Origin of the sequence: Leclercia tamurae (genome assembly GCF_025566055.1) — a bacterium.
GTDB lineage: Bacteria > Pseudomonadota > Gammaproteobacteria > Enterobacterales > Enterobacteriaceae > Enterobacter > Enterobacter tamurae.
This window is the reverse complement of the sequence record NZ_JAMHKS010000059.1, coordinates 36,764-50,983: the sequence shown is the minus strand read 5'-3', so window position 1 is coordinate 50,983 and position 14,220 is coordinate 36,764. Positions and strand designations below refer to the sequence as shown.

General features: G+C 58.2%; 14 protein-coding genes. 5 read left to right on the top strand and 9 right to left on the bottom strand.

Annotation, left to right across the window (positions count from 1 at the left end):
• Positions 1-18 precede the first annotated feature (18 nt).
• Positions 19-915 carry an EamA family transporter RarD gene (rarD, locus tag M8318_RS01385; RefSeq protein WP_262660734.1) on the top strand — a complete coding sequence of 299 codons (897 nt, stop codon included), beginning with the start codon at positions 19-21 and terminating at the stop codon, positions 913-915.
• A 44-nt stretch (positions 916-959) separates the two neighbouring features.
• On the opposite strand, the gene corA is transcribed toward rarD, so the two are convergent.
• The 8 genes from corA to lptM form a co-directional block, all read right to left on the bottom strand.
• Positions 960-1,910: a magnesium/cobalt transporter CorA gene (gene corA / locus M8318_RS01380; RefSeq protein ID WP_262660733.1), complete on the bottom strand. Its 951-nt coding sequence runs from the start codon at positions 1,908-1,910 to the stop codon at positions 960-962.
• A 148-nt stretch (positions 1,911-2,058) separates the two neighbouring features.
• Complete coding sequence (gene ysgD, locus M8318_RS22695) at positions 2,059-2,304, bottom strand: YsgD/CorL family protein (RefSeq protein WP_408612143.1); 246 nt, start codon at positions 2,302-2,304, stop codon at positions 2,059-2,061.
• On the bottom strand, positions 2,265-4,427 hold the full coding sequence (gene uvrD / locus M8318_RS01375) for a DNA helicase II (protein ID WP_262660732.1): 2,163 nt from the start codon (positions 4,425-4,427) through the stop codon (positions 2,265-2,267). Before uvrD ends, ysgD begins: the two co-directional genes overlap by 40 nt.
• Positions 4,428-4,534: 107 nt before the next feature.
• A complete protein-coding gene (gene yigB, locus M8318_RS01370) occupies positions 4,535-5,251 on the bottom strand; it encodes a 5-amino-6-(5-phospho-D-ribitylamino)uracil phosphatase YigB (RefSeq protein WP_106995927.1) in 717 nt (238 codons plus the stop codon).
• Positions 5,251-6,153, bottom strand: coding sequence for a tyrosine recombinase XerC (gene xerC, locus M8318_RS01365; protein ID WP_262660731.1), 903 nt, complete (start codon positions 6,151-6,153; stop codon positions 5,251-5,253). Before xerC ends, yigB begins: the two co-directional genes overlap by 1 nt.
• Positions 6,150-6,857, bottom strand: a complete 708-nt coding sequence (locus tag M8318_RS01360) for a DUF484 domain-containing protein (protein ID WP_262660730.1) — start codon at positions 6,855-6,857, stop codon at positions 6,150-6,152. Before M8318_RS01360 ends, xerC begins: the two co-directional genes overlap by 4 nt.
• Positions 6,854-7,678 carry a diaminopimelate epimerase gene (dapF, locus tag M8318_RS01355; protein WP_262660729.1) on the bottom strand — a complete coding sequence of 275 codons (825 nt, stop codon included), beginning with the start codon at positions 7,676-7,678 and terminating at the stop codon, positions 6,854-6,856. Before dapF ends, M8318_RS01360 begins: the two co-directional genes overlap by 4 nt.
• A 32-nt stretch (positions 7,679-7,710) precedes the next feature.
• Positions 7,711-7,914 carry an LPS translocon maturation chaperone LptM gene (gene lptM, locus M8318_RS01350; protein ID WP_106995931.1) on the bottom strand — a complete coding sequence of 68 codons (204 nt, stop codon included), beginning with the start codon at positions 7,912-7,914 and terminating at the stop codon, positions 7,711-7,713.
• Between the two features lie 139 nt (positions 7,915-8,053).
• Here lptM and cyaY point away from each other — a divergent pair, with 139 nt between their 5' ends.
• On the top strand, positions 8,054-8,374 hold the full coding sequence (gene cyaY, locus M8318_RS01345; RefSeq protein WP_262660728.1) for an iron donor protein CyaY: 321 nt from the start codon (positions 8,054-8,056) through the stop codon (positions 8,372-8,374).
• A gap of 88 nt (positions 8,375-8,462) precedes the next feature.
• Here the strand turns inward: cyaY and cyaA are convergent, their stop codons facing one another.
• Positions 8,463-11,003 (bottom strand): class I adenylate cyclase, encoded by a 2,541-nt coding sequence (gene cyaA, locus M8318_RS01340; RefSeq protein ID WP_106995933.1) that lies wholly within the window; start codon positions 11,001-11,003, stop codon positions 8,463-8,465.
• 344 nt (positions 11,004-11,347) lie between these two features.
• Between cyaA and hemC the strand changes: the two genes are divergently transcribed.
• The 3 genes from hemC to hemX are packed head-to-tail and all read left to right on the top strand — an operon-like array spanning position 11,348 to position 14,220.
• A complete protein-coding gene (gene hemC / locus M8318_RS01335; RefSeq protein ID WP_262660727.1) occupies positions 11,348-12,289 on the top strand; it encodes a hydroxymethylbilane synthase in 942 nt (313 codons plus the stop codon).
• Complete coding sequence (gene hemD, locus M8318_RS01330) at positions 12,286-13,026, top strand: uroporphyrinogen-III synthase (protein ID WP_262660726.1); 741 nt, start codon at positions 12,286-12,288, stop codon at positions 13,024-13,026. Before hemC ends, hemD begins: the two co-directional genes overlap by 4 nt.
• Before the next feature lie 21 nt (positions 13,027-13,047).
• Positions 13,048-14,220 carry a uroporphyrinogen-III C-methyltransferase gene (hemX, locus tag M8318_RS01325; protein WP_262660725.1) on the top strand — a complete coding sequence of 391 codons (1,173 nt, stop codon included), beginning with the start codon at positions 13,048-13,050 and terminating at the stop codon, positions 14,218-14,220.

The following is a 14,220-nucleotide window of genomic DNA, read 5'->3' as shown; positions in this document are numbered from 1 at the left end:
TTGTAACGGATTTTCCTGATGGATGCTAAACAGACGCGGCAGGGCGTTTTACTCGCGCTTGCCGCCTATTTTATTTGGGGTATCGCGCCCGCCTACTTCAAGCTGATTCACTACGTTCCCGCTGACGAAATTCTTACCCACCGCGTGATCTGGTCGTTTTTCTTTATGGTGGCGCTGATGAGCGTAAGCCGCCAGTGGTCAGGGGTGAAAACCCTCCTGAAAACGCCGAAGAAAATTTTCCTGCTGGCCCTGTCTGCGGTACTGATTGGCGGCAACTGGCTGCTGTTTATCTGGTCGGTCAATAACCATCACATGCTGGAGGCGAGCCTCGGCTACTTCATTAACCCGCTGGTGAATATCGTGCTGGGGATGCTGTTCCTTGGCGAGCGCTTCCGTCGGATGCAGTGGCTGGCGGTGTTCCTCGCCCTCTGCGGCGTGCTGGTTCAGCTGTGGACCTTTGGCTCGCTACCGGTGATCGCCCTGGGGCTGGCGTTCAGCTTTGCTTTCTATGGCCTGGTGCGCAAGAAAATCGCCGTGGAAGCACAAACGGGGATGCTGTTTGAAACCCTGTGGCTGCTGCCAGTGGCCGCGATTTATCTGTTCGGCATTGCCGACAGCAGCACCAGCCATATGGGCAGTAATCCGTGGACGCTGAACCTGATGCTGATGGCGGCCGGTGTCGTCACCACCATCCCACTGCTGTGCTTTACCGGTGCGGCAACGCGCCTGCGCCTGTCGACGCTGGGCTTCTTCCAGTACATCGGTCCGACGCTAATGTTCCTGCTGGCGGTGCTATTCTACGGTGAAGTGCCGGGCGCGGATAAGATGGTGACCTTTACCTTTATCTGGGTGGCACTGGCGGTATTTGTTGCGGATGCGATTTATACCCAGCGCAGGACGCGCAAAGGGTTGTAGAACGAGGGAGGCCGGGTAGGCGTAGCCGCCACCCGGCGCAACACTTAAAGCCAGTTACGGCGCTTGAAGTAGAGATACGGCGCGAGACCGGCGAGCACCATAAAGACAATCGCCCCCGGATAACCAAAGCTCCATTTCAGCTCCGGCATAAACTCAAAGTTCATCCCGTAGCTGGAGGCCACCAGCGTTGGCGGCAGGAACACCACCGATACCACCGAGAAGATCTTGATGATGCGGTTCTGCTCGATGTTAATAAAGCCCATCGCCGCCTGCATCAGGAAGTTGACCTTCTGGAACAGGGATTCATTGTGCGGCAGCAGGGATTCGATATCGCGCAGGATCTCACGCGCCTGCTCCAGCTGACCACCCGGCAGACGCGCCTTGCGCACCAGGAAGTTCAGCGCGCGCTGGGTATCCATCAGACACAGGCGCACCTTCCAGCCGATATCTTCCAGCTCTGCCAGGGTCGAGAGCGCTTCGTCGTACTCATCGCCCTGATGGCCTTCCATGATCACCCGGCTCAGCTTTTCCAGATCGCTGTAGATGTTCTCAATCTCATCCGCCAGCTGTTCAATTTTGGTTTCAAACAGGTCGAGCAGCAGCTCATAGGCATTGCCGTCCACCATCGCCTGGCTACGGGCGCGCATACGGTAGAGACGGAACGCGGGCAGTTCACGCTCACGCAGGGTAAACAGGCGACCATCGCGGATGGTAAATGCGACGGTGGAGTTACCGGCGTGATCTTCCGCATCTTCGAAGAAGAAAAAGGAGTGGATGTGCAGACCGTCTTCGTCTTCGAAGAAACGGGCCGATGCCTCGATGTCTTCCAGTTCCGGGCGGGTGGCCAGGCTTTGTCCAAGCTCAGATTGTACGCGCAGGCGTTCGTCGTCGTCCGGCTCGACCAGATCCACCCAAACGGCATCAATGAGGGGTTGTGACTCTTCAGCTTCAAGCCGAATCAGTCGGTTCTTTTCCAGTTGAAATGCGCTCAGCATGACCGGGACTCCCAATGCAAAAAATATCGGACAGTTCGGTGGGCACACAGAAACAAATTGGGTTTCAGACCATTAAACAGCCTGACTCAGCGCGACGGGAATAACTGTCGCTGACAACCACTAAGGGCATCAGCGTGAGGAGATAGCCTTAGGAGTTGTTCCTGGATGACAGGGAATTGAGCCAGCATCTACTGGGTGTGTCCAAGGCGAATGTCCTCTTAGCGTAATCGTGCGCGCATGTTACGCCAGCAGTCACAGCGGCGTCAACACGCAACGAAACGCTGAAGAACTTTAAATGCCCTTCAGCGTTTAAGCCTGGCAGCTTATGAAAAAATAGTGATATTTTTCGGAAAGTTACACTGCTTCCAGCCGGGCATAAGCGGCCACCAGCCATTTGATCCCCTGCCCCTGGAATGCCACCTGCAGACGGCTGTGTTCCCCGCTGCCTTCCAGATTTACAATCGTGCCCTCTCCGAATTTGGCGTGGCGGACACGCTGGCCGAGTTTGAACCCGCTGTCGTTTTCTGAGATCGGTGCCCCCAGGCGCTGATGGCTCACCGGGCGGCTGATGCTGGCCCGCAGACGGACCTCCTCCACGCACGCTTCCGGCAGTTCGCCGACAAAACGCGACGGGCGGTGATACACCTCTTTGCCGTACAGACGACGGGTTTCGGCATAGGTCAGGGTCAGCTTTTGCATCGCACGAGTCACGCCGACGTAGGCCAGGCGACGCTCCTCTTCCAGACGACCGCCCTCATCCAGCGACATCTGGCTCGGGAACATCCCCTCCTCCATGCCGACGATAAACACCTGCGGGAACTCCAGCCCTTTGGCCGAGTGCAGGGTCATCAGCTGAACCGCATCCTGCCAGGTGTCGGCCTGCCCTTCGCCCGCTTCCAGCGCGGCATGGGACAGGAACGCCTGCAGCGGCATCAGATCTTCTTCTTCGTCGTTGTAGCTGAACTGGCGCGTAGCCGTCACCAGCTCCTCTAAGTTCTCGATACGGGTCTGCCCCTTCTCGCCCTTCTCCTGCTCGTACATCATGCGCAGGCCGGAGTCTTTGATCACCCGGTCGGTCTGAACGTGCAGCGGCATATCGGCGGTTTCCTGGGCCAGGGCTTCAATTAGCTCAAGGAAGCGTTGCAGGGCGCTGGCCGCACGTCCGGCGAGGGCCTTCTCCTGCAGCAGCTCGCGACACGCCTGCCACAGAGTCAGCTGACGATCGCGGGAGGTCTGGCGCACCACGTCGAGGGTGCGATCGCCGATGCCGCGGGTCGGGGTGTTAACCACGCGCTCAAAGGCCGCGTCGTCGTTACGGTTGGCAATCAGGCGCAGATAGGAGAGCGCGTCTTTGATTTCCTGGCGTTCGAAGAAGCGCATCCCGCCATAAATGCGGTACGGCATGCTGGCCTGCAGCAGCGCCTCTTCCAGCACGCGCGACTGGGCGTTGCTGCGATAGAGAATGGCGCACTTCTCCAGCGCGCCGCCGTTGTCCTGCCAGGTTTTGATCCGGTTCACCACGAAGCGGGCTTCATCCAGCTCGTTAAAGGCGCAGTAAAGCGAGATCGGCTCGCCGTCGATGCCCTCGGTCCACAGCTTTTTACCCAGACGGCCGTTGTTGTTTTCAATCAGGGCGTTAGCCGCGCTCAGGATGTTGTTGGTGGAGCGGTAGTTCTGTTCCAGGCGAATGGTTTCTGCGCCCGGGAAGTCCTTGAGGAAGCGCTGGATGTTTTCCACCTGCGCGCCACGCCAGCCGTAGATCGACTGGTCGTCGTCGCCAACGATCATCACCTTGCTGGAGTCGCCCGCCAGCATGCGGATCCATGCGTACTGAATGTTGTTGGTATCCTGGAACTCGTCCACCAGGATGTTGGTAAAGCGCTCGCGGTAGTGCTGCAGGATATGCGGCTTGTTGAGCCACAGCTCATGGGCGCGCAGCAGCAGCTCTGCGAAATCCACCAGCCCGGCGCGATCGCAGGCCTCCTGATAGGCCTGATAGACCTTCTGCCAGGTCTGCTCAATCGGGTTACCAAAGCTCTGGATATGGTGCGGGCGCAGCCCTTCGTCTTTCTGGCTGTTGATGTACCACATCGCCTGACGCGGCGGCCACTGCTTCTCATCGAGGTTCATGGCTTTGATCAGGCGCTTCAGCAGGCGCAGCTGATCTTCGCTGTCGAGGATCTGAAAATCCTGCGGCAGGTTAGCGTCCAGATGGTGCGCGCGTAGCAGACGGTGCGCCAGCCCGTGGAAGGTCCCGACCCACATGCCGCCCTGGCTGGTACCCATCAGCTGGGCGATACGGTGGCGCATCTCCGCCGCCGCTTTGTTGGTGAAGGTTACCGCCATAATCGAGTACGGCGAGCAGTTCTCGACGCTCTGCAGCCAGGCGATGCGGTGTACCAGCACGCGTGTCTTACCACTGCCCGCCCCTGCCAGCACCAGCATATTGGTGCGCGTCGCGGCAACCGCGTCACGCTGTTTGTCATTAAGGCTGTCGAGCAGGTAAGAAACGTCCATTGGCACCGTCACGTAGTAATCAGGAACACTGCAAAACGCCCGGTGGCGCTTCGCTTACCGGGCCTACGACTGCAAAACCCTGGTAATTTATACAATAGTACTGATGATTATATCAGCGTGGTGAGGGATGCCAACCGTGAAATTTCGATGTGCGGCAGCAGGCGGCTGTCGGCGGTCTGCATCAGATCGGCCTTTTCCGGCTTGATCCAGCAGGCCTGCATCCCACAGCGGATCGCCCCTGCGACGTCGGTGGTCAGGTCATCGCCCACGTGAAGAATTTCGCCCAGCGGCAGGCCGAGCTTCTCCGCCGCCAGATGGTACATATCGTTGAATGGCTTGGAGCGCCCGTGCGGGCCTGCACGTAGTACAAATTCGAAGTAGTCACCCAGGCCGAACAGCTCCGGCTGGGCGTTGCCGTTGGTGATAGCCACCAGCGGCCACTTCTCTGCCAGTTTCGCCAGGGTGTCGTGGGTCTCCTGCGGGACGTCGATGCGGCTGCGCCACTGGGCAAAGTGCGCCATCGAGGCCTCTGCGCCCAGGGCGGCTTCGGCGGCGCTCAGGCCGGCGTTGAGCATCGCTTGCTCCACGGCACGGCGACGCCACTCGGTGACGTCGTGATAGATTTCCGGCTCGGTTTGCCGTAACGCCTGGCGCAGACGGTGAAACTCTTTATTTTCCAGCGTTTTTAACGCCGGGTGGTAATTTTGCACAAACGTCAGCGCTTCCTGCTCGGTTCGCAGGATCACCTCGCGGTTGTCGTAAAGGGTGTCATCAAGGTCGAACGTCAGTGCTGAGATGTGGCCTAATGGACGATAAAAACGCATTATTTCCCCCGTTTGGCGCGTGGATGCGCCGCGTCGTACACCGAGGCAAGGTGTTGAAAATCAAGATGGGTATAGATTTGGGTGGTGGACAAATTGGCGTGGCCCAGCAGCTCCTGCACCCCACGCAAATCACCGCTGGACTCCAGCATGTGGGTGGCGAATGAGTGGCGCAGTTTATGCGGATGAACATGGCTGTTCAGCCCCTGCTTGATCCCCCACTCGGCAAAGCGTTTCTGCACGTTACGCGCCGAGATGCGCTTCCCGAGCTTCGAGAGAAACAGCGCATTGTCTTCGGTGCCAAACAGCCCACGCAGATCGAGCCAGTGCTCAATCCACGCCACGGCGTTGCGGCCAATGGGCAGGCGGCGCTCTTTGCTGCCTTTGCCCATCACCCACACTTCGCCGGTGTCCAGATCGAGGTGTTTGATATCGAGGTTCACCAGCTCAGACAGACGTAACCCGGCGCCGTACATCACCTCCAGCATCGCCCGATCCCGCACCGCCAGCGGATCGTTAAGATCGATATCCAGCAGGCGGTTCACGTCATCGACGTCGATGTTTTTGGGCAGATGGCGCGGCGCTTTTGGCGCGGCGATGCCTTTGGCCGGGTTGGCGTTAAGCTCGCCCTCGCTTACCAGCCAGTCGAAGAAGCTGCGCAGGGCCGACAGACGCAGCGCGAGGCTGGCAGGACCAAGCCCTTTCCGGCGGCTGCGTACGGCAAAGGCGCGCACCGTGGCGGCATCACACTGCTGCCAGCTCTTCAGGCCGATCTCGTCAGCCAGCTGCATGATGGCATCAAGCTGACGCTGATAATTGACCAGGGTGATCGGGCTGAGCTGGCGCTCAACGCCCAGATAGCGCAGAAAACGCGTGACGGCAGGGGCCAGCAGAGCATCGGTCATACGCGTTCAATCCAGCGCTCCAGCAGCTCGGGCAGCATCTGCGCGATCTCCTGTATCAGCTGTGTTCCTTGTCCCTGCTGATAGTGCTGCGGGTCGCGGCTGGTGAACAACATCACCCCGAGATCGCCATCGCGTCCCATCAGCGACATCGCCACCGAACCGATAGCTTTGGCCTCCGGCAGCACCACCAGCAGTTCCGGGCCATTCAGCGGCCCAAGATAGTGGTTCTCACATCCCATGCGCTGGATGCGCACCGGCTCAAACGCCTGTCGGTTTAACGCCAGATGGGTAAACCCGGAAGGTGCACCGATGCGCCAGCGATCCGGGAACAGGCGCAGGGTTGCCCCGGCCAGCCCCAGCTCGCGTGCCCAGCGATGCAAACGAAGCAGAAATTCGTCCAGGCTGCTGGCCGATGCCAGTCGCGACTGCAGGTGCAGCAGACGCTGGAACAGGCCCTCATTACTGGTAGCCTGCTCCATCAGCAGCGAGATGTTCTCTTCAAGATGGTTGATATGATTGCGCGAACGCGCCATATGCCATTCGACCAGCGAGACCGTCCCGCGGACGGGATGCGGCACGCGCATCTCTTCAACGACGCGTGCATTGCGAATGAAAAACTCAGGATGGCGCAGCAGATAATCAACAACCGCCCGGTCGTCCATCTCCGTCAGCGTTTCCTGCAGTTCTTCTCCTGGTTGTTTCATAGATGGATAAACCCGTCGTAGACTTGTGTTGCCGGGCCCGTCATAAACAGCGGCTGGCCCGGGCCTTTCCAGGCGATATCAAGACGGCCGCCTGGTAAATCCACGCGTACCTCTTCCGCCAGTAAACCTTGTGCAATCCCCACCGCGACGGCCGCACAGGCACCGCTGCCGCACGCCTGCGTCTCGCCTGCCCCGCGTTCAAAGACGCGCAGACGGATGTGATCGCGAGTGATGACCTGCATAAATCCAATATTGGCGCGCTCAGGGAAACGTTCATGGCTTTCCAGCACCGGACCGAGCGTCTCAACGGGCGCGGTCGCGACGTCATCAACCTGAATCACGCAGTGCGGGTTCCCCATGGAGACCACGCCGCACAAGACTGTCTGCTCCGCGACGCGCATGATATAGGTCTTTTCCGCTTTGTTGGCGCGGAACGGCACCTGCGACGGCTCGAAGTTCGGCTCGCCCATGTTCACGCGTACCAGCTCGTCATCGGTGACGCTCAGGACCATGCGTCCATTGGCGGTACTGACGCGGATATCGCGCTTGTTGGTCAGCCCCTTCAGCCGGACAAAGCGGGCAAAACAGCGCGCACCGTTACCACACTGGGAGACTTCGCTACCGTCAGCATTAAAGATGCGGTAGTGAAAATCGAGATCCGGATCGTAAGGCGGCTCAACCACCAGCAGCTGATCAAAGCCTACGCCGAGATGCCGATCGGCCAGACGGCGGATCAGCTCCGGAGAAAAGAAGACATTCTGCGTTACCGCGTCGACGACCATAAAATCATTGCCAAGGCCATGCATTTTAGAGAACTGCATCATTTACTCCATTGCGCGGTTCGCAACGCGCGTCAGTAATTCACCTGGCTTGGGCCGCCATTGTCGCCGCGATCGTTACGATCTGGCATGGTGGTTTGTACGGGGCTTTGCGCTTTTTTGGTCGGTGGCGGCGCGGTTTTATCTGCCGGTGGGAAATAGAGCGGCCCTTTCAGACCACAGCCACTCAGGCTAAACAGTGCGAGGAGAACGGCAAGCGTTCCAAAAACGTTTTTCATTATCAGGTTGCCTGTAAGTTCATGCTTTCTGTTTTCTATCATCGCAGGAGAAGACACAAAAGCAAGAGTTTGCCGCTAACCTGCAACCGGAATTATTTAGCGTTATACTGCCGCCATCACGAAAAACAGGAACAGAACCATGAATGACAGTGAATTCCATCGCCTTGCCGATAACCTGTGGCAAACCATTGAAGAGCGTCTTGACGACTGGGATGGCGACAGCGACATCGATTGTGAAATCAACGGCGGCGTACTGACCTTAAGCTTCGAAAACGGCAGCAAGATCATTATTAACCGTCAGGAACCGCTTCACCAGGTGTGGCTGGCCACTAAACAGGGCGGCTACCATTTCGATCTGAAGGGCGACGAGTGGATTTGCGATCGCAGCGGTGAAGCGTTCTGGGATCTGCTGGAGCAGGCCGCGACCACCCAGGCGGGCGAAGAGGTGAGCTTCCGCTAAGGTTTATTGCCCGGTGGCGCTGCGCTTACCGGGCCTGGAACGGCTCAAACCGTAGGCCGAATAAGCAAAGCGCATCCGGCTCAGCGACTCAGGAGAAATACTGCTGCAACAGCGGTGTCGCATCCTGATTGGCCGGTGCGGCGGCAATCACCTGTGTGCGGAACGGGATCACCTGAGCACGACCATCAACCTTCACAATCTGGTAGAACTGCGGCAGGTTGAAGTTGATAAAGCTTGAGCCGTAGGTGAAGCGGTCATGCGAAGACGAGTAGAAACGGCTGACGTCGCGCACCAGCTCCTCTTTGCTGCCTTCACAGTGGTGATATACCTCGGCGCGGTTGGTTTCATCGAGAATGTAGATATTGAAACCGGCATCATCGCCCGACTCTTCAAAGAAGAACTGAATAATCCCTTCGCTGGCAAAGCCATCCACCACCTGCGGCAGTTTGACGTGGTTGGTCTCAACCTGTACCGACAGACCATGCAGTTTGTTGTGAGAAATGGCGCCGTAGAACTCAATGGCGTTTTCCAGCTTCTGCACCGATACGTTCAGACGTTCAAAGAACAGGCCCCAGGTCTGCCCGGAGACGCGCAGCGCTTTGAAGCGCCCGGTTTCCTGACGGGTGCTGGAGAGACGCAGATCGATACACTCGGAAACCAGCTGCTGAACGCGGGTACGGATCAGGCCGCGCAGATGCTGGCTGTAGCAGAACACCTCGACGCTGTCCGGCGGCGCGGCATCCTGATGCATCTTGCCCAGAATAGTTTTCAGCGCTTCGATCATCGCCTGCTCGCCGTTGAAGTGCAGAGTACGCACTTCGTTCCACGAGTTGCGGTAGAGCAGATCGACGCTGCCCACCAGGCAGTTTTGCTGCTCGCCAAAGCTGAACACATCCAGCTTACGGAAATCGAAATGCACCACCTGATTGCGGAACGCCGCCGTCGGGTCATATTCCAGGTTGACGATAATCGCCAGATGGCGAATTTCACACGGGCTGTAGAGCGCTTTCGGCGTCGGCGCAGGCAGGCGCAGCGGGAAGTGGTGCGACACATCCGCCACCATCTCCTGCAGTTTGGCGAGATCGACAATCTCGTTGCCCTTAATAAACAGGCGAGTACGTGACGTCAGCAGGCCGTTAAACCAGGCCCAGGCCACCAGCTTGTTCAGATAGCGGTTATATTCCAGCGGCTGATGGCTGATGATCGAGTCCATGCTTGGCGCACGGTTGTACAGATACCACCCGGTGCGGTTCGCGCGGCCCGGCGGCACATAGATAAAGGTCAGGTTCGGTTCAGACAGGTCCGGCGAAATCTGCGGGTTCACCAGCGTCACTTTACCCGGCAGCGCTTCAAACGCGGCATACAGTTTACGGGTCAGAACACCGATATCCTGCGGGCTGGCGGAAACGCTGAGGTTGTTGCGACGGGCAAAGCGGATCAGGTTACGGTAGCTCTGCATCATGGCATCAAGCAGTTCGTTGTGTGCTTCGCGCACCTGATCGATCTTCCAGTTGGCGCGGTTATCGAGCATCGACAGACGCTCTTCGTCCCATCCCCACTCTTTGACTAACTGACTGACCACTTCACGACGCCAGCCGACGCATGCGCGTTCGCGGCTGAGCTTTTCACAGACTTTGAGGTAGAAACATCGACGGACCAGATCCAGACGGGTCGGATCGTCGATGGCTTTCAGGTATTCAGTGACGCGCTCGAGCATCATGCAGTAGGCATCCAGACCGAAAGAGACGATCTCGCCATCATGCAGACGCTGTTTAATGTCTTTCGCCAGCAGGCGCGGCGTCGGGTATTCCCACGAGTAGGCTTCAAGCAGCAGGGTTTTCAGCACCGCTTTGTACGGGGAATCGATACTTTTATACAACTGCCACAGGCTCGCACCGAAATACTCTTCGGCAGACAGGGAGCTTAAGCCGCCCAGATCCAGCCACTCGTTTGGCGTCAGGACTCCCTGGGCGTAGAGCTTCATGACGTAGTCGTCGTAATGCTCTTCTTCGTCACACGGCACCATACTCCAGAGAATACGCTTCCCGGCCAGGCGCACCGCGGTACGGTAAAACTCATCCAGCAACAGGATGTGCTGCGTCGAGCCGCAGTCTTCACCACCCAGACTGCCGCTTTCATTATGGCGGAAACGGTTTTCATCAATCAGGAAGAAGCTCACTTCCACACCGAGCGAGGCCGCCCAGCTCTCAAGCAGGCTGCATTTACGCTGCAGCAGCTGACGCTCGTCATTATCGAGCCAGGATTGATGACAGACCCAGATATCCAGATCCGAGGAACAGCTTTGCCCTACCGAAGAGGTACTGCCCATGGTATAGACGCCGGTGATCGGCAGTTCCCCTTTCGGGGACTCCTGCGGCGGCATGCCACGGTAGAGCTCCAGCTCTTTCAGGTAGTGTTCTTGGGTTTCATCAGGCGTGAAAAGGCAGATGCCCTGGGGAACGTTACCGTCGAGGTAACCCGGCATCAGTGGGTGGTGATAGTGCAACAATGTCGGCAGAAGACTGTAAACCTGCTGGAAAGCAGGACCCATCGCAGCAAGCGCGCGATCGACACGCAGTTGGTTGATGGCATCCAGTCTCTGTTTCAGAGTCTCAATATAGAGGTACAAGACGTATCGCCTGATGTTCAGAAAGCACTAATCCTCACCAGGACCGAGGATTACGCGTTCACAGTATTTCGAAAGTAACCGTCGCCCTTTTTCGCCCTTATCTTTATGGTCTCGGAGACGAAAAAATGGTCTAAAACGTGATCAATTTAACACCTTGCCGTTTGACCGTAAAGAAAGATGCGCTACATACAAGTGTAGCACCGTTCTGTACGTGTAAATTCCTGAATACGGCAGCAGGCAACCTCTCTCGCTGCCCTGTCCTGAACCCCTCAACGTCCGTAAACCTGACACTCCCAGGACAACAATGTTAGGATGGTCAGTAGATGATTAAGACGGTAACAAGCATGTTAGACAATGTTTTAAGAATTGCCACACGCCAAAGCCCCCTCGCGCTCTGGCAGGCACATTATGTTAAGCAGCGCCTCGAAGCCTGCCATGCGGGCCTGCGTGTTGAGCTGGTGCCGATGGTCACGCGCGGCGATGTCATTCTTGATACACCGCTGGCGAAAGTGGGCGGTAAAGGCCTGTTCGTCAAAGAGCTGGAGCTGGCCCTGCTTGAGGATCGCGCCGATATCGCCGTCCACTCCATGAAGGACGTGCCGGTTGATTTCCCTGAAGGGCTGGGCCTGGTCACCATTTGCGAGCGCGACGATCCGCGCGATGCCTTTGTGTCAAACCACTACGACTCGCTGGAAGCGCTGCCCCAGGGCAGCATCGTTGGCACGTCAAGTTTACGCCGCCAGTGTCAGCTGGCCGAGTCGCGCCCGGATCTGGTGATCCGCTCGCTGCGCGGTAACGTAGGTACCCGTCTTGGCAAGCTGGATAACGGTGAGTACGACGCCATCATTCTGGCGGTTGCCGGTCTGAAACGCCTGGATCTGGAGTCGCGCATTAAGGTGGCATTGCCTCCGGAGCAGTCGCTGCCGGCCGTGGGTCAGGGCGCGGTGGGCATTGAGTGCCGCCTCGACGATACCCGCACCCATGCGCTGCTGGCACCGCTCAATCACCTCGAGACCGCGATCCGCGTCCAGGCCGAGCGCGCCATGAACACCCGCCTTGAAGGGGGATGTCAGGTGCCGATTGGCAGCTATGCTGAATTAATTGATGGCGAACTGTGGCTGCGTGCGCTGGTTGGCGCGCCGGACGGTTCGCAGATGGTGCGCGGCGAACGTCGTGGTCATCCCCAGGATGCAGAACAGCTGGGTATTTCCCTGGCAGAAGAGCTATTGAACAACGGCGCCCGTGAAATTCTTGCGGAAGTCTATAATGGAGAACCCCCGGCATGAGTATTCTCGTCACCCGCCCTTCTCCCGCAGGAGAGCAGTTAGTGAGCCGTCTGCGCACACTGGGGCAGGTGGCGTGGAGCTTTCCGCTGATTGAGTTCTCTCCGGGCCGGGAGCTTCCCCTGCTCGCCGGGCATCTTGCCGCGCTGCAGGAGGGTGACATGCTGTTTGCCCTGTCACAGCATGCGGTGGAGTTTGCCCACGCCCGGCTGCAACAGGACGGCCAGCGCTGGCCGGATGCGCCACGCTATTTTGCCATCGGCAGAACCACCGCCCTGGCGCTGCATACCGAAAGTGGCAAAGACATTCGCTATCCGCTGGATCGGGAAATCAGCGAAGTGTTGCTACAATTACCTGAATTACAAACCGTTGTGGGGAAGCGCGCCCTGATTTTGCGCGGCAACGGAGGGCGAGAACTGCTGGGCGACACGCTGCGTGAGCGCGGAGCAGAAGTGACATTTTGTGAATGTTATCAACGTTGTAATAAATATTATGACGGTGCGGAAGAGGCGATGCGCTGGCAGTCTCGCGGCGTGACCACCCTGGTGGTGACCAGCGGCGAAATGTTGCAACACCTCTGGTCACTGATCCCACAATGGTATCGTGAAAACTGGTTACTCCGCTGTCGGCTTCTGGTCGTCAGTGAGCGTCTGGCGAACCTCGCCCGGGAACTGGGCTGGCAAGATATTCGGATCGCTGATAACGCCGACAACGATGCGCTGCTGCGCGCATTACAATAACTCTCATAATGGGAAGCCATAATGACGGAACAAGAAAAATCCTCCGCCGTGGTTGAAGAGACCAGGGAGGCTGTGGACACCACGCCACAGCCAGAAACGACAGAGAAAAAACATGGCAGCAATAAAACCAGTCTGGCGTTAAGCGCGATTGCTATCGCCATTGCGCTGGCCGCAGGCATCGGCCTGTACGGTCTGGTGAAAAAACAAGCCACCGACCAGACCGCCGCCCGCGATGCGCTGGTTACCCAGGTTACCGCCCTGCAACAGGCCCAGCAGACGCAGAAAGCCGAGCTGGATTCGGTGATCAAGCAGCAGGCTGTCCAGCTCGCTGACGCCAACCGCCAGCAGGCGGAGCTGACGAAGCAGCTGGATGAGATGCAGCAGAAAGTGGCGACCATTTCCGGCACCGACGCTAAAACCTGGCTGCTGGCGCAGGCTGATTTCCTGGTCAAACTGGCCGGACGCAAGCTGTGGAGCGATCAGGATGTCACCACCGCCGCCGCGCTGCTGAAAAGCGCCGACGCCAGCCTGGGCGACATGAACGACCCAAGCCTGATCGCCGCCCGCCGCGCGCTCACTCAGGATATCGCCAGCCTGGGGACCGTTTCGCAGGTGGACTACGACGGCATTATTCTGAAAGTGAATCAGCTGTCGAACCAGATCGATAACCTGCGTCTGGCAGACAATAACGACGACGATTCCCCTATGGACTCCGACAGCAGCGAACTTTCCAGCTCGCTGAGCGAGTGGCGCATCAACCTGCAGAAAAGCTGGCAGAACTTTATGGACAGCTTCATCACCGTCCGCCGTCGCGACGAGACCACCGTGCCGCTGTTAGCCCCGAATCAGGATGTCTACCTGCGCGAAAACCTGCGCTCGCGTCTGCTGGTGGCCGCCCAGGCGGTACCTCGCCATCAGGAAGAGACCTATAAGCAGGCGCTGGATAACGTTTCGACCTGGGTGCGCGCGTACTACGATACCGACGATGCTACCACCACGGCCTTCCTCGAAGATGTGGACAAGCTGAGCCAACAGAACATCACCATGAACGTACCGGATAAGCTGGAAAGCCAGCCCATTCTGGAGAAGCTGATGCAGACGCGCGTGCGCAACCTGCTGGCACAGCCGGGCGTGGCCGCAGAGCAAGCTCCTGCTTCCGCTCCGGCCCCTGACAGCGCGCCACAAGGAGAGTAA